Annotated in this window: 19 protein-coding genes and 3 pseudogenes; 17 read left to right on the top strand and 5 right to left on the bottom strand. The window is 70.7% G+C overall.

The window, feature by feature from the left end; genetic code table 11:
* Nucleotides 1-440 precede the first annotated feature (440 nt).
* Genes ACQP0T_RS14600 through ACQP0T_RS14585 form a run of 4 tightly spaced genes read left to right on the top strand, consistent with a single transcriptional unit; the run spans nucleotide 441 to nucleotide 3,867 of the window.
* On the top strand, nucleotides 441-1,766 hold the full coding sequence (locus ACQP0T_RS14600; RefSeq protein ID WP_433868558.1) for a MurT ligase domain-containing protein: 1,326 nt from the start codon (nucleotides 441-443) through the stop codon (nucleotides 1,764-1,766).
* Nucleotides 1,763-2,488 carry a type 1 glutamine amidotransferase gene (locus ACQP0T_RS14595; protein WP_345366115.1) on the top strand — a complete coding sequence of 242 codons (726 nt, stop codon included), beginning with the start codon at nucleotides 1,763-1,765 and terminating at the stop codon, nucleotides 2,486-2,488. The genes ACQP0T_RS14600 and ACQP0T_RS14595 overlap by 4 nt, the downstream gene beginning before the upstream one ends.
* A 24-nt stretch (nucleotides 2,489-2,512) precedes the next feature.
* Complete coding sequence (locus tag ACQP0T_RS14590; protein ID WP_433868557.1) at nucleotides 2,513-3,058, top strand: DUF2243 domain-containing protein; 546 nt, start codon at nucleotides 2,513-2,515, stop codon at nucleotides 3,056-3,058.
* Entirely contained in the window at nucleotides 3,058-3,867 is an 810-nt protein-coding gene (locus ACQP0T_RS14585) for a cytochrome c oxidase assembly protein (RefSeq protein WP_433873721.1), read from the top strand. The genes ACQP0T_RS14590 and ACQP0T_RS14585 overlap by 1 nt, the downstream gene beginning before the upstream one ends.
* 78 nt (nucleotides 3,868-3,945) lie before the next feature.
* On the opposite strand, the pseudogene ACQP0T_RS14580 reads toward ACQP0T_RS14585, so the two are convergent.
* Nucleotides 3,946-4,365 (bottom strand): annotated as a pseudogene (locus ACQP0T_RS14580) (transcriptional regulator); the annotation flags it as partial.
* A 163-nt stretch (nucleotides 4,366-4,528) separates the two neighbouring features.
* Nucleotides 4,529-6,151, bottom strand: coding sequence for a murein biosynthesis integral membrane protein MurJ (murJ, locus tag ACQP0T_RS14575; RefSeq protein WP_433868556.1), 1,623 nt, complete (start codon nucleotides 6,149-6,151; stop codon nucleotides 4,529-4,531).
* A 115-nt stretch (nucleotides 6,152-6,266) separates the two neighbouring features.
* Between murJ and ACQP0T_RS14570 the strand changes: the two genes are divergently transcribed.
* The gene (locus ACQP0T_RS14570) at nucleotides 6,267-6,743 is read left to right on the top strand and encodes a YkvA family protein (protein ID WP_433868555.1); all 477 of its coding nucleotides are present in this window, start codon (nucleotides 6,267-6,269) and stop codon (nucleotides 6,741-6,743) included.
* A gap of 18 nt (nucleotides 6,744-6,761) precedes the next feature.
* On the opposite strand, the gene ACQP0T_RS14565 is transcribed toward ACQP0T_RS14570, so the two are convergent.
* The gene (locus tag ACQP0T_RS14565; protein WP_433868554.1) at nucleotides 6,762-7,136 is read right to left on the bottom strand and encodes a hypothetical protein; all 375 of its coding nucleotides are present in this window, start codon (nucleotides 7,134-7,136) and stop codon (nucleotides 6,762-6,764) included.
* Between the two features lie 289 nt (nucleotides 7,137-7,425).
* On the bottom strand, nucleotides 7,426-8,583 hold the full coding sequence (locus tag ACQP0T_RS14560) for an acyl-CoA dehydrogenase (RefSeq protein ID WP_433868553.1): 1,158 nt from the start codon (nucleotides 8,581-8,583) through the stop codon (nucleotides 7,426-7,428).
* Nucleotides 8,584-8,697: 114 nt separating this feature from the next.
* Here ACQP0T_RS14560 and ACQP0T_RS14555 point away from each other — a divergent pair, with 114 nt between their 5' ends.
* From ACQP0T_RS14555 to ACQP0T_RS14535, 5 genes and pseudogenes are all read left to right on the top strand, one after another.
* Nucleotides 8,698-9,423, top strand: coding sequence for a TetR family transcriptional regulator (locus tag ACQP0T_RS14555; protein ID WP_433868552.1), 726 nt, complete (start codon nucleotides 8,698-8,700; stop codon nucleotides 9,421-9,423).
* Nucleotides 9,424-9,637: 214 nt separating this feature from the next.
* On the top strand, nucleotides 9,638-10,051 hold the full coding sequence (locus ACQP0T_RS14550; protein ID WP_433868551.1) for a PGPGW domain-containing protein: 414 nt from the start codon (nucleotides 9,638-9,640) through the stop codon (nucleotides 10,049-10,051).
* A gap of 556 nt (nucleotides 10,052-10,607) precedes the next feature.
* A pseudogene (locus ACQP0T_RS14545) lies at nucleotides 10,608-10,847 on the top strand (DUF4158 domain-containing protein); the annotation flags it as partial.
* A gap of 244 nt (nucleotides 10,848-11,091) precedes the next feature.
* Nucleotides 11,092-12,678 (top strand): Tn3 family transposase, encoded by a 1,587-nt coding sequence (locus ACQP0T_RS14540; protein ID WP_433868550.1) that lies wholly within the window; start codon nucleotides 11,092-11,094, stop codon nucleotides 12,676-12,678.
* Nucleotides 12,636-13,602: pseudogene (locus ACQP0T_RS14535) on the top strand (transposase). Before ACQP0T_RS14540 ends, ACQP0T_RS14535 begins: the two are co-directional and overlap by 43 nt.
* A gap of 604 nt (nucleotides 13,603-14,206) precedes the next feature.
* On the opposite strand, the gene ACQP0T_RS14530 reads toward ACQP0T_RS14535, so the two are convergent.
* Nucleotides 14,207-15,133, bottom strand: coding sequence for a LysR family transcriptional regulator (locus tag ACQP0T_RS14530; RefSeq protein ID WP_433868549.1), 927 nt, complete (start codon nucleotides 15,131-15,133; stop codon nucleotides 14,207-14,209).
* A 109-nt stretch (nucleotides 15,134-15,242) separates the two neighbouring features.
* On the opposite strand from ACQP0T_RS14530, the gene ACQP0T_RS14525 reads away from it, so the two are divergent.
* The 7 genes from ACQP0T_RS14525 to ACQP0T_RS14495 all read left to right on the top strand — a co-directional run bounded on the left by ACQP0T_RS14525 (nucleotide 15,243) and on the right by ACQP0T_RS14495 (nucleotide 20,116).
* The gene (locus ACQP0T_RS14525; protein WP_433868548.1) at nucleotides 15,243-16,187 is read left to right on the top strand and encodes an epoxide hydrolase family protein; all 945 of its coding nucleotides are present in this window, start codon (nucleotides 15,243-15,245) and stop codon (nucleotides 16,185-16,187) included.
* 151 nt (nucleotides 16,188-16,338) lie between these two features.
* Entirely contained in the window at nucleotides 16,339-16,689 is a 351-nt protein-coding gene (locus ACQP0T_RS14520; RefSeq protein ID WP_433868547.1) for a hypothetical protein, read from the top strand.
* The gene (locus ACQP0T_RS14515; protein WP_433868546.1) at nucleotides 16,686-17,576 is read left to right on the top strand and encodes a fumarylacetoacetate hydrolase family protein; all 891 of its coding nucleotides are present in this window, start codon (nucleotides 16,686-16,688) and stop codon (nucleotides 17,574-17,576) included. The genes ACQP0T_RS14520 and ACQP0T_RS14515 overlap by 4 nt, the downstream gene beginning before the upstream one ends.
* Before the next feature lie 57 nt (nucleotides 17,577-17,633).
* Nucleotides 17,634-18,539, top strand: a complete 906-nt coding sequence (locus tag ACQP0T_RS14510; protein WP_433868545.1) for an SCO6745 family protein — start codon at nucleotides 17,634-17,636, stop codon at nucleotides 18,537-18,539.
* 161 nt (nucleotides 18,540-18,700) lie between these two features.
* Nucleotides 18,701-19,570: an SDR family oxidoreductase gene (locus tag ACQP0T_RS14505; protein WP_433868544.1), complete on the top strand. Its 870-nt coding sequence runs from the start codon at nucleotides 18,701-18,703 to the stop codon at nucleotides 19,568-19,570.
* A gap of 28 nt (nucleotides 19,571-19,598) precedes the next feature.
* Nucleotides 19,599-19,922, top strand: a complete 324-nt coding sequence (locus tag ACQP0T_RS14500; protein WP_433868543.1) for a hypothetical protein — start codon at nucleotides 19,599-19,601, stop codon at nucleotides 19,920-19,922.
* Nucleotides 19,916-20,116 (top strand): hypothetical protein, encoded by a 201-nt coding sequence (locus tag ACQP0T_RS14495; RefSeq protein ID WP_433868542.1) that lies wholly within the window; start codon nucleotides 19,916-19,918, stop codon nucleotides 20,114-20,116. The genes ACQP0T_RS14500 and ACQP0T_RS14495 overlap by 7 nt, the downstream gene beginning before the upstream one ends.
* Nucleotides 20,117-20,213: the final 97 nt, after the last annotated feature.

Here is a 20,213-nt window from a genome sequence, read left to right as displayed (position 1 = left end):
CGGTCGAATACCGGATCGCCGTGGCCGACCGGCCGCTGTCCGCAGTGGTCACTCCGCGTGCGCTGAGCATCATGATGTCGGGTGACTCGTTCCCTTCCGGATGATGGCCCGGCGTGTTGCGGCCCGGTCCGCCCCGATGACCGGCGCACGATGGACCGGCGTCGGCCCCGGCGCTCCCCGGCAGCGGAGAGGAACCCGCGCGATGCCCCTCGTCCTGGCCGCCACGTCCGCGGACCCCACCGCGATCTCCGCCCTGCACGGCTGGGTCGGCCCCGGTGCGGTGGTGGGGGGACTGCTCCTCTTGGTCATCGCGCTGTATCGCCGTTCCCGCGCGACACTGGCCAGGAAGCGGGACGCGGCGCAGCCGGGGGATGGATGAGGCGGCGCCGCCCCGCGCCGTGAGCCGCCTGCGCGCGGCTCGCCGAGTGGGGGAGTGACGCATGACCGATACCACCCGGGAGAGGACCGGCACGAACCCGGACGCGACCGGTCCGAGAGCCGAGCAGAACTGGCGGCTCGTCCCGCCCCGGCGTCCGCACCGACCCGATCCGCGCACCGCCTTGGCCGTGCGCGTCGGTCGCACCGCCGCAGCGCTGTCCCAGCGGTTCCGCCTCGGCAGCGGCGGGATGATCGGCGGCAGGCTGGCCCTGAGAGTACAGCCCGACGCCCTGCGGCGGTTGGCGCTCGATCGGCGTGTCGTGATGGTGACCGGGACCAACGGCAAGACCACCACGACCCAGATGGTCGCCGAGGCGCTGCGCTCGCGGGCGCCCGCGGTCAGCAACGCGACCGGCGCGAACATGCCCGACGGCCACGTCGCCGCGCTGCTGTCCGCCCTCGACGCGCCCTACGCCGCCCTCGAGGTCGACGAGCTGCACTTGGCGCAGGTCACCGCCCGGTTCGAGCCGTCGGTGATCGTCCTGCTCAACCTCAGCCGGGACCAGCTCGACCGGGTGGGGGAGATCCGCACCGTCGCCGAGAGCCTGCGCCGGGCGCTCGTGCGCGCCCCCGGCGCCCGGGTGATCGCCAACCGCGACGACCCCAACATCGTCTTCGCCGCGATCGACCACCCGCAGGTGACCTGGGTGTCCGGTGGTGCGCGGTGGAAGGACGACGCGTCGAACTGCCCGCGCTGCGGGGCCTACCTCGGCGAGACCGACGTCGAGTGGACCTGCGCCTGCGGGCTGAGCAGGCCGGTGGCCGACTGGACGGTCACCGGCACGGGCGTGATCGGCCCCGACGGCACCCACCACGAGCTCGACCTGGGCCTGCCGGGGCACGTCAACCGGGTCAACGCGACCTTCGCGCTGGCGTCCGGTCTCGCGCTGGGCTGCGACGGGTCGGCCGCGCTGGCGCGGATCAGCGGGATGGCGCAGGCCAGCGGGCGCTACAGCACCGTGCGGCTGGCCGGTCGGACGGTCCGGTTGTTGCTGGCCAAGAACCCGGCGAGCTGGCTGGAGATGCTCGACCTGGTCTCCGGGCACCAGCGGCCGCTGGTGCTGGTGGTCAACAGCCGGGAGGCCGACGGCTACGACGTGTCGTGGCTGTGGGACGTGGACTTCGAATCGTTGCGGGACCGCACCGTGGTCGTCTCGGGGGACCGGGCGCTGGACCTGGCGGTGCGGTTGCGCTACGCCGGGGTGCGCTGCGCGGTGGTGCCCACCGTGCTGGAGGCCGTCGGTTCGGCGGCGGGGGAGGGGATCCCGGACGTGATCGCGAACTACACGGCGTTCCGGGACCTGTTCGCGCGGAAGGAGCGGGCATGACCGCCGAACCGGTGCGCATCGCGCTGCTGCTGCCCGACCTGCTGGGCACCTACGGCGATCGCGGCAACGTCCTGGTGCTCGCCCAGCGGCTGTCCTGGCGCGGCATCGCCAGCGAGACGATCACCGTGCTGTCGTCGTCGGCGGCGGTGCCCGATTCCTGCGACCTCTACCTGCTCGGCGGTGGTGAGGACGTCGCGCAGGTCGCGGCGGTGCGGTTCCTGCGCCGCAACCAGGGCCTGCAGCGGGCGGTGGGGCGCGGTGCGCCGGTGCTGGGCATCTGCGGCGGACTGCAGGTGCTGGGCACGAGCTTCGAGACCGGCGACGGGCAGCGGCACTCCGGGCTCGGGCTGGTCGACGCGGTCACCGAACCGGGACCGGACCGCGCGATCGGGGAGGTGACCACCCATTCCGCGCTGGGCGGGGTGGGCGCCCTGACCGGGTTCGAGAACCACCTCGGCCGGACCCGCCTGGGCGGCCACGCCGAACCGCTGGGCCGGGTGGTGCGCGGTACCGGCAACGGCTACGACCAGGTCGAGGGTGCGGTCTGCGGCCACGTGGTCACCACCTACCTGCACGGGCCGGTGCTGGCGCGCAATCCGAAGCTGGCCGATCTGCTGCTGGAGTGGGCGATCGGCGAGCCGCTGGAGCCGCTGGCCGATCCGCCGGAGCTCACCGCGCTGCGCGCCGAGCGCACCCGCAGCTACGCCCGCACCCGCAAGTAGCCCGGCCGCCGGAGGATGTCCGCAGTGGAGAGGGAGACCGGAGCGACCGCGGGGGTCCTGAGGCTGCCGGGCATCGTGCTGGGGGTGGGGCTCGGCGGGTTCGTCGACGGCATCCTGCTGCACCAGGTCCTGCAGTGGCACCACATGCTGAGCAGCACGGACACCGACAACATCGGGGTGCGGTACTACGACCCGGAGACGGTTTCCGGGCTCGAGATGAACACCCTGTGGGACGGCCTGTTCCACACCGTGTGCTGGCTCGCCGTCCTGATCGGCCTGGCCCTGCTCCACTCGCGGGTCACCTACCGCCGCCGCCAGGTGTGGGCTTCGCGCGTGCTGTGGGGCTGGGTCCTGGTCGGGTGGGGCCTGTTCAACCTCGTCGAGGGGATCGTGGACCACCACGTCCTGGGCATCCACCACGTCCACGGCGGCCCCCACCGGCTGTGGTGGGACATCGGTTTCCTCGTCTTGGGTGCGCTGCTGGTCGCGGTCGGCTACTGGCTCCAGCGCAGCGGACGGCCGTCCGGTCCGGGCGCCGCGGCCGCGCGCCGAGGCGGGCAGCGGTCGTGATGGCCCACGCCGAGCACGCGGTGGGCGGCGGGCTAGCGGGGGTGGTGCTGCCCGCGCTCGCCGTGCTCGTGGTCGCAGGCGGCTACTTGCACCTGGCGCGGCGGGCCCGGTGGCGCAACCAGGTGCGGGGCTGGAGCCGGTGGCGCACCGCGGGCTTCCTCACCGGCCTCGCGCTGCTGGCGGTGGCGCTGCTGCCGCCGGTGGCGCCGTTCGCCCACGCCGATTTCCGCGGTCACATGGTCCAGCACCTGCTCATCGGGATGTACGCGCCGCTCGGCCTGGTGCTGGGCGCCCCGGTCACCCTGCTGCTGCGCACCCTGCCCACCGCGCACGCTCGGCGGCTGACCGGGGTGCTGCACAGCGGCCTGGCCCGGCTGCTGGCCCACCCGGCGACCGCGCTGTTGCTGTCCAGCGGCGGGCTCGTCGTGCTCTACGGCACCCCGCTGCACGAGGCCACCGCGGCGCACCCGGTGGGGCACTGGCTGGTGCACGTCCACTTCGTGCTCTCCGGTTACCTGTTCGCCCACGCCATCGCCGGTCCGGACCCGGATCCGGCGCGTCCCGGGGTGCGCGCCCGCCTGGTCTACCTCGGCTGCGCCATCGCGGTGCACGCGGTGCTCGCGCAGCTCATGTACGGCGGTGTCGGGATCGTGGTGCACGCCCCCGCAGCCGAGGTCCGGGGTGGTGCGGAGCTGATGTACTACTTCGGCGACATCGCCGAACTGCTCCTCGCCGCGGTGCTGGTCAGCACCTGGCGCCCCGACCGCCGTCCGGGCCGTCGATCGCTCGCCCGCCCCGCGGTCGGGTAGGGCGTCGGAGACCTGACGGTTTAGTGCGGGCCGGCACTCCCGGGGTGGTCAGGTGTCGAAAAGCTGCGGGCTCGTTGATCAGCTGTTCGCGGTGTTCTCGATATGGGTGGGCGCGTGGAGGCTGCTGAGCAGCGCCAGGGCGTGGGCGCTGGGGGTGCCGGGTTCTGCGTGGTGGGGGACCAGCTGCTGCCCGGGTGCGCTGCGCACGTCGAATGCCTGGTAGATGAGCGTGAGCGGGCCGACGTCGGGGTGGACCAGGTGCTTGGGGTCGCCGGTCTTGCCGCGCACCGCGTGGGCGTTCCAGAGGGCGCGGAACTGCTCGCTGCCCGCGCTGAGTTCGGTGACCAGGCTCGGTAGCGCCGGATCTGCATAACCTGCTGCCATCCGCAGGTTGGCCACGACGGCTTGCGCCGTCCAGTCCCACCGCGCGTAGAAGTGGCGTCCCGCGGGGTCCAGGAAGGTCATGCGCGCGAGGTTGACGGCCCGGACGAATGGTGCGATTCCTCGATGTCGCGGCGCTGAATCGGAACCGGCAACGGGCGGAAACGACTTCATGAAGATCCGGTTGCGCGTCGGCGCGGAATTCCCGGTGCTGCCCGGGCGAATCGACGGGGTTTTCGAGTCGGGCGCGGAGGCGGCCGAGGAACGCCTTTCCCGGCGGTCAGCCGCGCCCCCGGCGCAGCCGGGCCAGCACCGGAGCGAGTTCGGGGGCGCGGAACAGGGCGAGCAGGCCGTAGCTGACGGCGGGCAGCACGGCGCAGTGCACCAGGAGTTCCAGCCACGCCGTGACGATCCGGTCCTGCGGGGCGACGGCGGCCCGGACGGCGCCGGCCGCGGCCAGGGAGAGACCGCAGCCGACCGCGGTGGCCGCCAGCGCGCGCCCCAGCCCGGCGAGGGTGCGGCCGGTCTCCAGCCCGCCGACCCGCGCCGCCAGCCACACCTGGCCGACGACCGCGCCGAGCGCGAAGCTCAGCGACATCGCCAGCGAGACGCCCACGACCAGGTCTTCCGGGGCGAGCACGGCCAGGCACAGGTAGCACAGCGCGCTGCGGAACACGACCATGATCAGGTTGATCCAGGTGGGCGTGCGGGAATCCTTCATCGCGTAGAAGGCGCGCAGCTGCAGCATGGTGATCGCGAACGGCACGATGCCGACCGCGGCGGCGGCCAGCGCCACGCCGAGCCGGTCGGCGGCGTCGATCCCGCTGGCGCCCAGCGAGAAGAACGCCACCCCGAGGGAACCGCCCGCCACCACCAGCAGCGCGCTGATCGGCAGCAGCAGCACGGCGCTGGTGCGCGAGCCCAGCGAGAGGTCGGAGACGAACTCGCGGGTGCGTCCTGCGCCCGCGGCCCGGCTGATCCGGGGCATCAGCGCGGTGAGCAGCGAGACCCCGAGCACGCCGTAGGGCACCTGGGACAGCAGCCACGCGTAGTTGAAGGTCGAGACGCTGCCCGGGGTGCCCTGCGCGGTGACCCGGGTGATGACGATCATGCCGAGCTGGCTGATGGCGGTGTAGAGCACGACCCAGAAGGCGAGGCCGCCGAACTCGGCGAGCCGGTGGTCCCAGCCCCACCGCCACCGCCAGCGGAAGCCGCTGCGCCGCAGCGCCAGCACCATCGCCAGGGCCTGCGCGGTGATACCCAGCGCGGTCCCGATGCCCAGCACCAGCAGCTTCGCCTGGCCCATCCGCACCGGGTCGAGGGAGATCTCGCCGGGCAGCAGCGCGTAGACGGCGACGGTGGCGATCACGACCAGGTTGTTGAGCACCGGGGCCCAGGCCGGGATGGCGAACACGCCGCGCACGTTGAGGATCGCCTGCAGCAGCGCCGAGAGGCCGTAGCAGATGATGCCGGGCAGCAGCAGGTAGGCGAAGGCGGTGGTCAGCGCGGAGTTCGCGCGGGTGTCGCTGCCCAGGTAGAGCTGGGTGAGCAGGGGAGCGGCGGCCACCGCCAGCGCGGTGGCCGCCACCAGCAGCACCGCGCCCATGGTGATCATCCACTGCGCGTAGTGCTCGCCCTCGCGCTCGTCCTGCTGCTGGGCGCGCACCAGCAGCGGCACCGCGATGCTGGTCAGCACCCCGCCGAGGAGCAGTTCGTTGACCACCGTCGGCAGCGTGTTGGCCACGGTGTAGGAGTCGTTGACCACGCCCAGCCCGAGCACGGCGACCAGCAGCACCTTGGCCAGCAGTCCGCTGATGCGGCTGACCGCGGTCGCCACCGCCATCGCTCCGCTCGCCCGGGCCAGCGAGGTGTCGCGGGGTCGCGACTCGGCCTGGTCGACCACGTCGTTCCTCCCGATCGCCGGTCCGCCTGCGGATCGACCGTGCCACGGAACGTGCGGACCCGCCCCTCGACGGCCGGGTGTGGCAACCTGATCGCAGGCGGGAAGGAGGCGCGAAGTGATCCTGTTCGGTGGTCTGCTGCTGGTCGCCGGGGTGGTCCTGGCCGTGGTGGGCGGTGGTGACATCGCGGGCGGGTGGCTGCTGCCGGGCGGGTTGATCGCCGGCGGGCTCGGGGTGCTGGTCGCCGGGGTGGTGGCGCGGGTGCGGCGCAGGATCGCGCCGGTGCGGGCGGTCGCCCGGGCGCACCGCACCGCGACGGGGCCGGAGGCGAACCCGCTGCGCCGGGCGCGGGCGGTGCCGGGGATGCTGGGCGCGACCTGGCGGGGCCGGAATCCGGCGCTGCCGCGCTACCAGCTGCTGCTGTGGGGGCTGGCGCTGGTGTACCTGGTCTCGCCGGTGGACGTGCTGCCGGAGTTCCTGCCGCTGCTGGGCATCACCGACGACATCGGAGTCGGGGCGTGGCTGCTCACCAGCGTCTACGCCGAATCGGGCAACTACCTCGCGCAGCGCGCCGACCACCCCGACGAGAGCTGACGTGCCGGTCGGGGGCCTTCATCGCTCCTGGTCGCGGACGTTGCGGTGCACGTGGAGGGCGTCGGAGCGATACGTCGCGACATCGCGGGTGGCCACCGCGAGGGTGCGTTGGAGTGCGCGCAGCTGGTCCACGGCGTGATCGATGACCTCGTAGGGGTGGTCGCCCAACGTGCCCCGGTAGAGGCGCTCCCGGTCCAGATCGTCGATCTGCCCGGCGAGCACCCGGGTGAGTTCCATCAGGTTGTCGAGGATGGATTGCAGGGTCCACCCGTAGGACGGCAGGTCCTGCTTCGTCAGGTCGGCCCGGAGCTGGCTCGTCGTGGCCTCGCGCAGCCCGTCGCGGACGTGGTACAGCACTTCCAGCGGATGTGCTGGCTCAGGTGAACTGCCCATACCGCCTCCCCTGCTCGTGGACCTACGGCCCAGGATGGCAGGCCGAGCTCGATAGCACCTGCTGCGGCGGGCGGCCTCGGTCGCGCACGCACCTCGCAACGCGATGGTTGCGCAGGCGCTGTTCGGCGCACGGAGGCCCGGTGGCGGCATCGGCCTCGGGAGGCCGCGGCCGCTCGCGCGAACGTGCGTGCACGCGGTTCCGATCCGGTCGCACGGTGAGGCGGGCGGTCGACGCCGTGGCCGGGGAACCCACAGGGGGAGGAGAGGCCGGGCGCCGACCGCCGGTGGTTCAGCCCTTGAGCAGGGAGCGGGCCATCACCATGCGCTGGATCTGGTTGGTGCCCTCGTAGATCTGGGTGATCTTGGCATCGCGCATCATGCGCTCCACCGGGAAGTCGCGGGTGTAGCCGGCGCCGCCGAAGAGCTGCACGGCGTCGGTGGTGACCTCCATCGCCACGTCGGAGGCGAAGCACTTGGCGGCGGCGGAGATGAACCCGAGGTTGCCCTCGCCCCGCTCGGCGCGGGCCGCCGAGACGTAGACCATGTGCCGGGCGGCTTCGATCTTCATCGCCATGTCGGCGAGCATGAACTGCACGCCTTGGAAGTCGGCGATGGCCGTGCCGAACTGCTTGCGCTCCTTGACGTAGGCCAGCGAGGCGTCCAGCGCGCCCTGGGCGATGCCGATGGCCTGGGCGCCGATGGTCGGCCGGGTGTGGTCGAGGGTGCGCAGCGCCGTCTTGAAGCCGGTGCCGGGTTCGCCGATGATCCGGTCGGCCGGGATGGTGCAGTCCTCGAAGTACAGCTCGACGGTGGGCGAGCCCTTGATGCCGAGCTTCTTCTCCTTCGGTCCCACCACGAATCCGGGGTCGTCCCGGTGCACCGCGAAGGCGCTGATGCCGTTGCTGCCCTTGTCGGGGTCGGTCACCGCCATCGCGGTGTACCAGCTCGACTCGCCGCCGTTGGTGATCCAGCACTTGCTGCCGTTCAGCACCCAGTGGTCGCCGTCGAGGCGGGCGCGGGTCTTCATCGACCCGGCGTCGGAGCCGGCCTCCCGTTCGGACAGCGCGTAGGAGGCGGTGGCCTCGCCGCGGGCGATCGAGGGGAGGACGAGCTGCTTGAGTTCCTCGGAGCCGGACAGCAGGATCGGCATGGTGCCGAGCTTGTTCACCGCCGGGATGAGGGACGAGGAGGCGCAGACGCGGGCGACCTCCTCGATCACGATGCAGGTGGCGACGGAGTCGGCGCCCTCGCCCTGGTACTCCTCGGGCACGTGGACGGCCGCGAACCCGGCCTTGACCAGGGCGTCGCGCGCTTCGCGCGGGTAGCGCTCCTCCTCGTCGACCGCCGCTGCGTGCGGGGCGATCTCCTTGTCGGCCAAGGCCCGCACCGCTTCGCGCAGCGCGTCGTGCTCCTCGGCCAGTTGGTAGGTGCCGAAGCTCGGGTCCACCGCTCTGCCTCCCGTTCCCGGTCCGCGGGCCGTCGTCGTCGCACGGCCTCGCCTCCGCTCATCGTAACGGCACTGAGTGCCACCATCAACGGCTTTCGATGCTATATTCCGCCCATGTCCGAGTCCCCGACGCCCAAACCCCGCGCGGGGCGCACCGCGCAGGGCCGCCGCCGGGTGCGGGGGGAGCTCGCCCTGGCCGCGCTGGACCTGTTCGCCGAGCAGGGTTTCGAGGCGACCACCGTCGATCACATCGCCGAGGCCGCCGGGATCAGCAGGCGCACCTTCTTCCGGTACTTCCGGGCGAAGGAGGACGTGGTGTTCCCCAGCCACGACGAGCGGCTCGGCGAGGTCGTCGACCTGCTCGACGGCGCGGACCCGGCCGCGGACCCGCTGCGCGTGCTGGCCGGGACCGCCGAGGTGGTGCTCGACATGTACCTCGCCGAACCCGCCGTGTCGCTGAAGCGGTTCGCCCTGACCCGCCAGGTGCCGTCGCTGCGGGACAAGGAGATCACCAGCATCGACCGCTACCAGCGGGTCTTCGCCCGGTTCCTGCGCGCCCGCTACGCCGACCGGCCCGGCGGGGAGCTGCACGCGGCCGTCGCCGCCGCGGCGGTGGTCGCCGCGCACAACCACGTCCTGCGGCAGTGGCTCAAGAGCGGGGGAGCGCGCGACGCCAAGGCCGAGCTGCGCACCGCGCTCGACTCCGTGCACGCCGCCCTGTCGGCACCGCGACCGGCGGAGCAGGACAACGTCGTGGTCGGCGTCCTGCGCACCGCAGCGCCGCCCGACGCGGTGCTCGCGCAGCTCGAACACGCCCTCCGCGACCTCCCGCAGCACTAGGCACCCGGTGCCACGAGACGGCCGCTCGGCTCCCTTTTTGGTTTAAGAACATCTATTACTTCAGTGTTGAATGAAATTAATACCTCCGACAACCCCCGAAAAGATCCGCCACGAGCAACACCGCCAAAGCTCATGACCTGGTTCAACACGACGGAGGAGCGGGGTGGCCCGCTAGCCTGGAGACCCACGGCGCCCACCGGGAGCGAGGGATCGGATGCCCCAGGAGAACCCGCTGCGGCGGGTCGTGCTGACCGTGGTGGGCAGCGTGCTGGTGCTCGCGGGAGTGGCGTTGCTGGTGCTGCCCGGCCCCGGCCTGCTGCTGGTGCTCGCGGGATTGATCACGCTCGCGGAGACGTTCCCGGCCCTCGAGCGCTACATCGAGCCGGTCCGGCGGCGGGCGCTGAAGGCCGCCGAGGACAGCGTGGCGACTCCGCCGCGGATCGCCGGGTCCGTGCTGGCCGGGCTGGCGCTCATCGGCGCCGGGATCGTGTGGGGCGTCGTGCCGCAGGTGCCTCTGGCAGGGTGGAGCACCTGCGCGAGCCTGATCCTTTCCGGGCTGGCGCTGCTCGGCCTGCTCTACTACAGCCACCGGCGCGTGCGGGCAGCGTCCAAGGGCCGAGCCCGCTAGGCGCGGACGTGGTGCTCCGATGCCGAGGCCGGTCCGCTCGCCGCGCCGGGAACGCCGACATCGCGATGCTCCACCGCGGCCGCGAGGTACCGGCTGGGGCCCCTCGGTGAGCTGTCATCGTGACCAGCCTGGCGCCAGGCGTGCCTCGTTCTGCGGGTGGGCTGGCGACCGTCGGTCCTGACCACCTCAGTATCCGCACCGCCCTCATCGCGGGCGGACTACGCTCGAGCGTCCTCCACGCACGCCATTTCGCTCTACGAATTCGGCGGCTCCCGGACGGCGTCGGCTGCCCCGGCTGAGCAAGACCCGTACCCGCGGGCCCGTGTTCGTTACCCACTGTCTGCCCGGCCCGGGCGAGGTGTCTCCCCGCGTGAGGCATGCCAGGACACCGGCCTCGCCCGCCTTTCCTGCGGTCAGGCCCGAGCCCTGTTCGCCGAGGTCCTGGGGAGCCTGGCTCGCCCTATGGGGGGTGTGACCGAGATATGTGCCAAAGGGGCAACGGGATGATCTTGAGCCCGTCGGCCGTCACCCATTCGGCTCAGTGTGGTTGGTGGTGATGTTGAGCGCCGTCTGGGGCCTGGGGTGGGTTGTGACATCGATTGAACGGACCGCGTATCCGCGGTTCAAGCGGCTGATCACCGCACATGAGCTGCACCTGTTCTTCTCTCCGAGCCGCGACGAGCTGGAGTGGGCGGCCGATGCCACGGACTGCGATGAGCATCTGCTGGCGCTGCTGCTGATGCTGAAGTCGTACCGGCGCATGGGGTGTTTCCCGGCGCTGGAGGACGTCCCGGAGATGGTGGTGGAGGCCGGGCTGGAGCTGCCCGGTTTCTCGACCTTCGACAAGATGGCCTCGAAGATCCGCACCGAGGTGAACGCCTCGATCTGCGCGGGTATCCACGACCGCATGAGCGCTGCTCAGCGGGCAGGACTCATGCGGCTGGCTGAAGAAACCCGCCAAGGGCCCGACCTGGTCGCACTTCAAGAACCTGACCAAGCGACTGGAATGGCTGGACGAGCTCGGCGACACCGAAGTGTGGATGGACGGAGTCGCCGCGGGGAAGGTCACCGACTTCGCCGGGGAAGCGGACGCGGCGGACGCCTCGGAGCTGCGGGACTTCGTCCCCGTCAAACGCATCGCGCTGGTCGCGGCCCTGACGCACAAGGCGCGGATGCGGGTGCGGGACGACCTGGCGACGATGTTCTGCAAGCGTGTGGCGACGAAGATCAAGAAGGCCAAGGCGGAGCTGGAGGAGATCCGGCTCGCCGAGCGGGAGATCGTCGAGTCCCTGATCGGGAACTACCGCACGGTGCTCAAGCACGTTGACGAGGGCGGCCCGGCCCAGGAGGCGCTCACGAAGGCCGCGGCCATGACCGCCGAGGTCCGCCAGGCCCTGGATGGTCTGGACGAGGAGGCGCCGGTGGACGAGGTTGCGACGCGGCTGGAGGGCAGGGTCTCCCCGGCGGTCCTCGCCCTGGTGAAGGCTCAGGTGGTGCAGGCGGGCGGGTTCGGCGCGGTCACCCGCGCGGTGGACGGCTTCGGCGGGTTCGCGAAGCAGTACGAGCAGATCGAGAAGGTCTCCGCCCATCACGGCAACTTCTGGGAAGTGCTGCTGTACGGGCAGATCGGCCGGGACCGGGCGGTGATGTTCGACCTTGCCGACAACGACAAGCTGAAGTTCACCGCGACCAGCGAGGACAGCCGAGTGCTGGACGCCCTCGCGCACGCCCAGCGGCACCAGGCGGCCCGCGGCGAGTACATCACCGCCTTCAACGAGGAGGGCAAGGAGGTCGACGTCTCCTTCGCCACCCAGAACTGGCGCAAGGCAGTGGTCGACAAGACCCGGACCGGGCAGTTCGTGCGCGAGCACTTCGAGGCGATGGTCTTCACCGCCCTCGCCGAGGAACTGCGCACCGGGGATGTCGCGGTGGCCGGCTCGGAGGAGTACGCCGACTGGTCCGAGCAGCTGCTGGCCTGGGAGGTCGTCCAGGAGACGCTGGGGTCCTACCTGGTGGAGGTCGGCCTGTGCGAGGCGGGCGAGAGCACCGAGTTCAACGCGAAGTTCTTCCGTCGGCAGCTGGAGGACAAGCTGCGAGGCGCCGCCGCGACGGCGGATGCCGGGTACCCGGAGAACGAGGGCCTGGTGATCGATCCGGAGACGGGCATCCCGTCGCTGAAGGCGTTCAGGGCTGACGGTCAGCGGCCCTCGGCGAAGCGGCTGGAGCAGGAGATCAAGGCGAGGATGCCCGAGCGTTCCCTGATGGGGATCGTGGCCCGGACCGCGTACTGGGTGGAGTGGTGGCGCCGCTTCGGCCCGCCGTCGGGCAACGAGCCCAAGCTCACCGACCCCTTGGGCCGCTACGTGATCGTGACCTTCGTCAAGGGCACCAACATGGGCCCGTACGAGGCCGCCCGGCATATCCCCGGTGTGAGCGGGCACGAGCTGTCGTACGTCGCCAACAAGCACTTCTCGATCGTGCTGCTGAACGAGGCGGTCGCCGACTTGGTGAACGCTCACGCCCGTCTGGACATCTCGCAGGCGTGGGGCGACACGGCACCGCCGTGGCTGCGGACGGCACCCACATGGACACCTATCTCGACAACCTGCTCTCCGAGACGAGCGTGAGGTACGGCAAGCCGGGCGGCATCGCCTACCACCACGTCTCGGACACCTACATCGCGCTGTTCACGCACTTCATCCCGTGCGGGGTGTGGGAAGCCGTCTACATCATCGAGGGCCTGCTGAAGAACACCAGCGAGGTGCAGCCGACCACCGTGCACGCGGATACCCAAGGCCAGAGCTTCCCTGTCTTTGCGCTCGCCCACCTGCTGGGCTTCGACCTGATGCCCAGGATGGAACTGGAAGGAACTGACCTTCTACCGACCCTCCAAGCAGACGGAGTACGTGCACATCGACGCCCTGTTCGGCGAGCCGGGCAAGAACACAATCGACTTCGACCTGATCGAGTCCCAGTTCCGCCACCTGATGCGGGTTGCCGTCTCCGTACGCGAGGGCACCATCTCCTCCTCCACACTGCTCAAGCGGCTGCGGTCGGGGTCACGGAAGAACGCCACCTACGCGGCCTTCCGCGAGGTCGGCCGCGTGATCCGCACCGTCCAGCTCCTGCGCTACCTCTCGGACGCGCCGCTGCGCCGGCGGGTGACCGCAGCGACCAACAAGGTCGAGTCGTTCAACCGGTTCTCCCAGTGGATCGGCTTCGGCAACCGCGGCGTCATCGCCGACAACGACCCCATCGAGCAGGAGAAGGCGATGAAGTTCAACGCGCTGCTCACGAACGCGGTGATCTTCCACAACGCCCTGGACATCGCGGAGATCGTGCGGCAGCTGCTGGAGGAGGGATGGGAGATCGACCCGGAAGACCTGGCACTCATCTCGCCGTACCTGACCGAACACATCAACCGGTTCGGCGAGTACAGCACCCACGAACTCGGCATCCAGCCCGACGCGTACGACCCGAAACTCGACGTCGATTTCACCCCGCTGCGCGAGCAGGATCTGACCGTCGCCGGACTCGGCCAGGCAGCTTGAGCCGACCGCGAGCCTTCTTGTGCGGGCACTGGTCGTACAGTCGAAGCGGCGCCCGAAGCCACCTCGCATGGCTTCGGGGGCCGCTTCTCGTGGTGCGGTGTCAGGCGCGGGTGGGAGCGATGTAGCGCCGGACGGCGACCATGAGGCCGAAGGCCAGGGCGAGACCGGCCAGATGGGAGCTGCCCAGGACGGTCTTGGCGGTGGCGCCGGTGAGGTCCTGTCGTGGGTGACGACCTGGCCAGTGGCGTAGTAGGCGCCCCAGGTGATCAGCATGGCCACCGTCAGGATGACGACGCGCGCGCCGACGGGGAGCCACTGCGGCCCCTTGGTGGCCCCGGTTTCCTATCTCTGACCCACGGTGCGAAGTAGCCATCGGTTCCCTGCCCCTCCCCGTTGCACGGCCAGGGATGCTTTTGAGGGTATGGCATCCGGGTGCGACCGCGCCGTACTGTCCATGCCCTGATCGAGCGCGGCGCGCTCGGCGTCGTCCGGTTCAGCGGTGCGCGGGACGTCCCCGGAGGAGTCCCCGAGCTCGTCGGGACGCTGTGGCGGCAGACCAGGCAAGGGCATGATCGCTTGCGTGTGCGGGCGGAGCCGCCGCTGGTCATGTCGTGCGGATCGGTCCCACACGGTGGGTTCCGGTGAGCAGGGCTTCGGCATGCTTACGGAAAGCGGTGACCAGACGGCCGCGGTCGCCGGAGCGCGTGGCGAGTACGACCTGGCTCGGTTCGACCCCGCGCAACGGGACGGTGGTCAGGCTGGGGTGCAGGCCGGTCGCGTGGTCGAGGGGCGGCCCGATGGCCACGGCCTGCCCGGCGGCGATGAGTTCGTGTTTGTCCTCAAGGGCCTCGACCAGGGGGCCGTCGGGCGCGGGCCGCCCGTCGGGCCGGGGATCGAGCCGCCAGTAGGCGTTCAGCAACGGGTCGGACTGGCGTACGTGGGGGATCGGCTCGTCGGCAATGTCGCCGAGGGTGACCGACTCCTTGCCGGCCAGACGGTGGTCCCGGGGCACGACCAGTACGCGCGGTTCGTCGTAGAGGACGGTGACGCGCAGCCGGTCGGTGGGGAACGGCAGACGCGTCACCACCGCGTCGACGCGGTGCTCCAGCAGCGCGCCGCGCGAGTCGTTCCAGGCGAGCAGGCGGGTGTGGACCTCGGCGTCGGGATTGAGGTCCCGCAGGGCCCGCACGGCCGCGGTGATGACCAGCCCCTTAGTGTAGCCGATGGTGATGCTGCTGGGCCGGGCCGCGGCCCGGGTACGGGCCATCGCCTCGACCGCGGTGCGCAGTAGCCCCTGGGCCTGGGACAGGAAAACCTCGCCGGCCTCGCTCAGCCGGGTGCCGCGCGTGGTGCGGTCGAGCAGGCGGACGCCCACTTGCTGTTCGAGGCGGCGGATCTGCCGGCTCAGCGACGGCTGGGTGGTGTGCAGCGCCTCGGCGGCACGGCCGAAGTGCTGGTACTCGGCGACCACCGTGAAGCACTGCACCAGCCGGAGATCGAGATCCACGGGTGCGGGGAAGTGTTCGGACACCACCCCACTCTAACTGGCTTTATACGCAGTCCGTATTACCTGTACCGGAACAATTATTGGACTGCGCGCTCGTCGTGGCCGCACCGTGGTGACCATGACATCGGACAGCGTGACACCGTTTCGTATCGACATCGCGGACAGTGCCCTGGAGGATCTGAAGGACCGGCTCCACCGGGTACGCCTCCCCGGCCGGGAGACAGCGCCGGACAGCAGCCAGGGAGTGCGGCGGGAGCGCCTGGAGGAGCTGCTGGAGTACTGGGCCACCGGGTACGACTGGCGCGATCTGGAGCGGCGGCTCAACGAGCTGGGCCAGTTCCGCACGACCATCGACGGTCTCGGCCTCCACTTCATGCACGTACGCTCACCCCGCCCCGACGCCACCCCCCTGTTGCTGCTGCACGGATGGCCGGGCTCGTTCCTGGAGTTCCTCAAGACCATCGGCCCGCTCACCGAGCACGGCTTCCACCTCGTCGTCCCCTCGATGCCCGGCTACGGCTTCTCCGACCAACCCGCCTCGACAGGCTGGGACCCGGACCGGATCGCCCGCGCGTACGGCGTGCTCATGCGACGCCTCGGCTATGACTCCTACCTGGCCCAGGGAGGCGACTGGGGCGGTGTCGTCGCGACCCGCATGGGGGCGCAGCGCCTGACGGGCCTGCGTGCGATCCACGTCAACTTCCCCGAGTTCCTCGCCGCACCACCGGTCGGCGACGACCCGGCCCCCGAGGAGAAGGCCGCACTCGAACAGGGCAGCCGCTTCTTCGCCGTCCATTCCGGATACCACGTCGTGCAGCGCACCCGGCCGCAGACCATCGGCTACGCCCTGACCGACTCCCCGGCCGGGCAGGCCGCCTGGATCTACGAGAAGTTCCTCGACTGGGCCCGGCCCGAGACGCCCTCACCCCCGACGAGATCCTCGACCACATCTCCCTGTACTGGTTCACCGGCACCGCCGCTTCCTCCGCCCGCCTGTACTGGGAGTACGCCCCGCAGCCGCTCGCTCCCACCGAGCTGGACCTTCCCGTCGGAGTCAGCGTCTTCCCGGACGAACTGACGCGTACCCCGCGCGTCTGGGCCGAGCGCGCCTATCGCGACCTGCGCTACTTCAACGACGACATCCCCGCAGGCGGCCACTTCGCCGCCCTGGAGCAGCCTGAGCTGTTCATCGAGGAGATCGTCAAGTTCGCGCGGACGGTGGCCGCGTGATGACGGTCGAGATCAGCGGGGGCACGGACGGCATCGGGCGTGGGGACTGGGTCGTGGCCGTCGGGACCGACAGGGCCAAGGCCGAGCCCGGCGCCCAGTTCCAGCGCCCCAGGCGTTCGGAGACCGCCGACGGCCCGGCGTCCGACTCCGCGCCGACCTACCTCATCCGTTTCCCGCTCAGCCACGGCCCGGCCGGCCTGCTCGGCCGCGCCGTCGATCCGGTCGTGCTCGACTTCGGCGGCGCCGGGCGTTTCGAGACCGCCGTCAAGGCGATCCCGGGCCCTCGGGCATTCTCCCTCGCCGACGCACGACGCCTCTACGACCGCACCCGGGAGGTGCTTGCCCGATGAAGTGGGTCAGCTACCGCTCCGCCGACGGCTCCACGCGCTGCGGCGTGATGCGCGACAACAAGATCCACGCCGTGGGCACGGGCCTGTTGGAGCTGCTGCGCGCCGAAGGCGGGCTGGAGGCCGCCGCAACCAGGGAACCGACCGAGATCGTCGAGCCGGCCACCGCCGACCTGCTGGCACCGATACCGGTCCCCCCAGCGGTCCGGGACTTCGCCGCGTTCGAACGTCACATCAGCAACGCGGGTAAGGCAGCCGTCGGCGACGGCAGGGTCAGCCCGGTCTGGTACGAGTATCCGCTCTTCTATTTCTCCAACCCGGCGGCGATCAAGGGACCGCACGACGAGGTCGCCATCGCCCCGGGCGCTCAACTGTGGGACTACGAGGTCGAGGTCGCTGCGGTGATCGCCGGGGACTGCTCGGACCTCGACGCCGCCACGGCGGAGAATCACATCGCCGGCTACCTGGTCTACTGCGACTGGAGCGCACGCGACATCTCCGCGAGCGAGATGGGATTCGTATACGGCCCCTCCAAGAGCAAGGACGCCTCGACCAGTCTCGGCCCGTTCCTCGTCACCCCCGACGAACTAGAGCCCTACCGCACGGGCCGGGGCTATGCGTTGCGGATGGACGGGTACGTCAACGATGAGCATTACGGCGGCGGCAGCTGGGACGAGATCCACTGGTCGTTCGGCGAGATGCTGGCGCACGCGTCGCGCGGCACCTCGCTGCGAGCCGGTGACATCATCGCCAGCGGCCCCGTGGGCACCGGCTGCATCCAGGAGTTGTCCGGCTGCCGCCCCTACCTGGCACCGGGAGACACGGTCCGGATCGAAGTACAGGAACTCGGCGCGATCTCCGCACGGATCACCGCGCCAGAGCCGTCCTGACTTACCGGACGCACCAAGAACGACCTTGACCATTCCACTTGCCGGGAGACCGCCACGATGCAGCTCGCCAGCAGCTTCGCTCGCGCCGACATGGATCTGAACGCCGTCCGCGAGGTCAGCCTCACCATCAACGCGACCCACCTGTTCGTCTACTTCATCCCCGAGGCACCGGAAGAGGCCGCCAAACTAGGCGTGACCGAGTACGGACCGGCGTACTTCGCGTTCCGCTCTGCCCCGATGGGCACAGTCCCATGGCAGGTCACGCTCGCGGCCTTCTACAACTTCAGCCCGCGGTCGGTGCGGGCCATGGCAGGCGTCTGGGACACAGCGCCGCCACCGGAGTGGCAGGCCGCTCGTTTCGCAGCCGTCGGCCGTGCGTTGCGGCGCGTCGGCGTGAGCCTCACCGCCGATCAGATCGCCGAGGCACGATCACTGATCGACCCGGTCGTCGCGAGCGCCGACCACGCCGGGAAGACGATGGCCGCCGCCAACGCCTCGGTCCCCCTGCCGGCCGATCCGCTCGTCGCGCTGTGGCAGCAGATCACAGTGCTGCGCGAGTGGCGCGGCGACGCGCATATCACCGTGCTCGCAGCGGACGGCCTCGGGCCGTGTGACTGCAACGTGTTGCAAACCGCGACAGGTCACTTCCCGGAAGCCATCGCGCGCGCCACCCGGCTGTGGGACGACGAGGAGGTGGCCGCGGCAACGACACGCCTTGTCGCACGCGGCTGGCTCGACGCCGACGGCACCGCTACCGATGCCGGCATCGCGGCGCGCGAGCAGATCGAGGTCGAGACCGACGAGCACTGCGCGGCGCTGTGGACGCCGATCGGCGACGCCGGCGTCCGTCGCCTCACCTCGCTCATCAGGCCGATCCACGACGCGTTCACCGCAGCCGGGACATACCCCTTCCGCGTGGAGACGGGAGACACGCGGCCCGCCGACCCGGAAGCCGCCAGGTAGGCCCCGTTCTCGCGCAGCCGTGACGAACGGACATGTAGCGCAGGGTGGCGCTGGGGGCTGGACCGAGCGCGAGGCCGGCGATACAGCGATCAGCGGTAGCAGTGATTCCGCTGTCGGACTATCGACACACCTGACGGCTCGCCAGGGTGGTGACGCAGTAAATGCCGGATTTACTGCGGCGGAGCCCCCACCGTGATCACCGCGACCTGCGGCGGGGTATTCCGGTTGCCGGGATGAGGTGTACGCATTTACTGCGGCAGCACTGGGAGGGCGGAGCGGGCGTGACGATCGAACCGGCGACCGATCTCGGGAGTGGGGGCGCACTTCGGTTGCCACGCGCTCGGGTCGTACCTCTGTCCGCCCCGCCGTGTCTTCCTGTCGAGGGAGGCCGAGGTGCCGCAGTGCTCGTTGCCGCCGGTCAGGTCGTCTCGGACCAAGGCAAGGAGCTGTGTGTGAGCTGCGAACGCCGCGCTCGACCACCTGGGCGGCATCGACGTGCTGGTGGCCAACGCCGGACGCAACACCCACGTGCCCGACGGTGTCCTCGCCGCGACCGACGACGACTGGCAGGCGACCTCGACGCCAACCTGCTATCGGTCGTCCGCCTCGACCGCGCGCTCGTGCCGCACATGACCGCCCAGGGTCACGGCACCGTCGTCCACGTCTCATCGAACGCCGCCCGTTACCCACCCAACGGCGCCGCCTACGCCGCCGCCAAAGCCGCCCTCAACTCCTACAGCAAGAGCCTCGCCCACACCTGCGGTCCGCACGGCGTGCGCGTCACCGCGGTCATGCCCGGCGTCATCGAGAGCGACGCCGTCGAAGCCAGCCTGCGGCAGGCAGCCGAACACGCCGGACGCGACCTGGCCACCATCCGCAACGAATTCCACCAGCGCCTTGCCGCCCCGCTCGGCCGCCCCGGGCAGCCTGAGGAAACCGCAGAACTGATTGCCTTCCTCGCTTCCCCGCGCGCCTCCTACCTCACCGGCATCGCCATCTCGGTCGACGGAGGCATGCTGCCAACGCCCTGACGCACGACAGCCCCGGTGCCAGGAAGTCGTGGCGGGACAGCGAACGACGTTCGCGGGGCTGCTGAATCTCAGTGCTCGCCCCGGCTGCCCAGACGCTCTCACGATCGCCCGGCCCGCGGTCCTCTGCGGGCCGGGCGATCCTGGCCTCGACAAGCCGGGCACCTGGATCATGGACCTGTCGCTGCTGTCGAAGACCGCGCGCCGCTTCGCCACGGAATTCCTCGATCGGCTCGTCCTGACCGCCACCAGCAGCCGCTGCCGCAGCCGTGCCCGATCAGCCAGGCTCATCGCGGCCCGCGACCGTCGCGAGCTGGCGGCGCCACTCTTCGCGGTCCGCGCCGACTCGTGCTGACCGAACGGGACGTCCTCGACGAGCTCCAGCAGCCGACGGACGTGCTCGACGGCCACGTCCGGAACGTCGGCGAGCTCCGGGAAATGGCCGAGTCGCTGGTACGCCTTCAGCCACACGACCAAGGCCAGAAGCTGCTGCTCGGTTCAAGTCCTGCCGCGCGCCCACGCGATCTCATCCATCGATCGTCGGCGTGAACGCCTCGGCCAGCTCTCGTGGAAGGAGATCGGAAGAACACTCCGCGATCGATCACGTAAGGGCCCGTCGCATTTCCTAAACTACACGATCTTTCAC

It is taken from the genome of Saccharopolyspora sp. CA-218241 (genome assembly GCF_050954615.1).
Classification (GTDB): Bacteria; Actinomycetota; Actinomycetes; order Mycobacteriales; family Pseudonocardiaceae; genus Saccharopolyspora; species Saccharopolyspora cebuensis.
The sequence above is the reverse complement of the archived record's forward strand: the minus strand, read 5'-3'. Positions and strand labels throughout refer to the sequence as shown.

Coding starts and splice junctions, on each gene's coding strand:
- ACQP0T_RS14585 (WP_433873721.1), top strand. CDS start 3,058: ATGGCCCACGCCGAGCACGCGGTGGGCGGCGGGCTAGCGGGGGTGGTG.
- ACQP0T_RS14565 (WP_433868554.1), bottom strand. CDS start 7,136: ATGGGCAGTTCACCTGAGCCAGCACATCCGCTGGAAGTGCTGTACCAC.
- ACQP0T_RS14505 (WP_433868544.1), top strand. CDS start 18,701: ATGCCGGATTTACTGCGGCGGAGCCCCCACCGTGATCACCGCGACCTG.
- ACQP0T_RS14550 (WP_433868551.1), top strand. CDS start 9,638: ATGCCCCAGGAGAACCCGCTGCGGCGGGTCGTGCTGACCGTGGTGGGC.
- ACQP0T_RS14510 (WP_433868545.1), top strand. CDS start 17,634: ATGCAGCTCGCCAGCAGCTTCGCTCGCGCCGACATGGATCTGAACGCC.
- ACQP0T_RS14600 (WP_433868558.1), top strand. CDS start 441: ATGACCGATACCACCCGGGAGAGGACCGGCACGAACCCGGACGCGACC.
- ACQP0T_RS14520 (WP_433868547.1), top strand. CDS start 16,339: ATGACGGTCGAGATCAGCGGGGGCACGGACGGCATCGGGCGTGGGGAC.
- ACQP0T_RS14555 (WP_433868552.1), top strand. CDS start 8,698: ATGTCCGAGTCCCCGACGCCCAAACCCCGCGCGGGGCGCACCGCGCAG.
- ACQP0T_RS14540 (WP_433868550.1), top strand. CDS start 11,092: ATGGACGGAGTCGCCGCGGGGAAGGTCACCGACTTCGCCGGGGAAGCG.
- ACQP0T_RS14595 (WP_345366115.1), top strand. CDS start 1,763: ATGACCGCCGAACCGGTGCGCATCGCGCTGCTGCTGCCCGACCTGCTG.
- ACQP0T_RS14515 (WP_433868546.1), top strand. CDS start 16,686: ATGAAGTGGGTCAGCTACCGCTCCGCCGACGGCTCCACGCGCTGCGGC.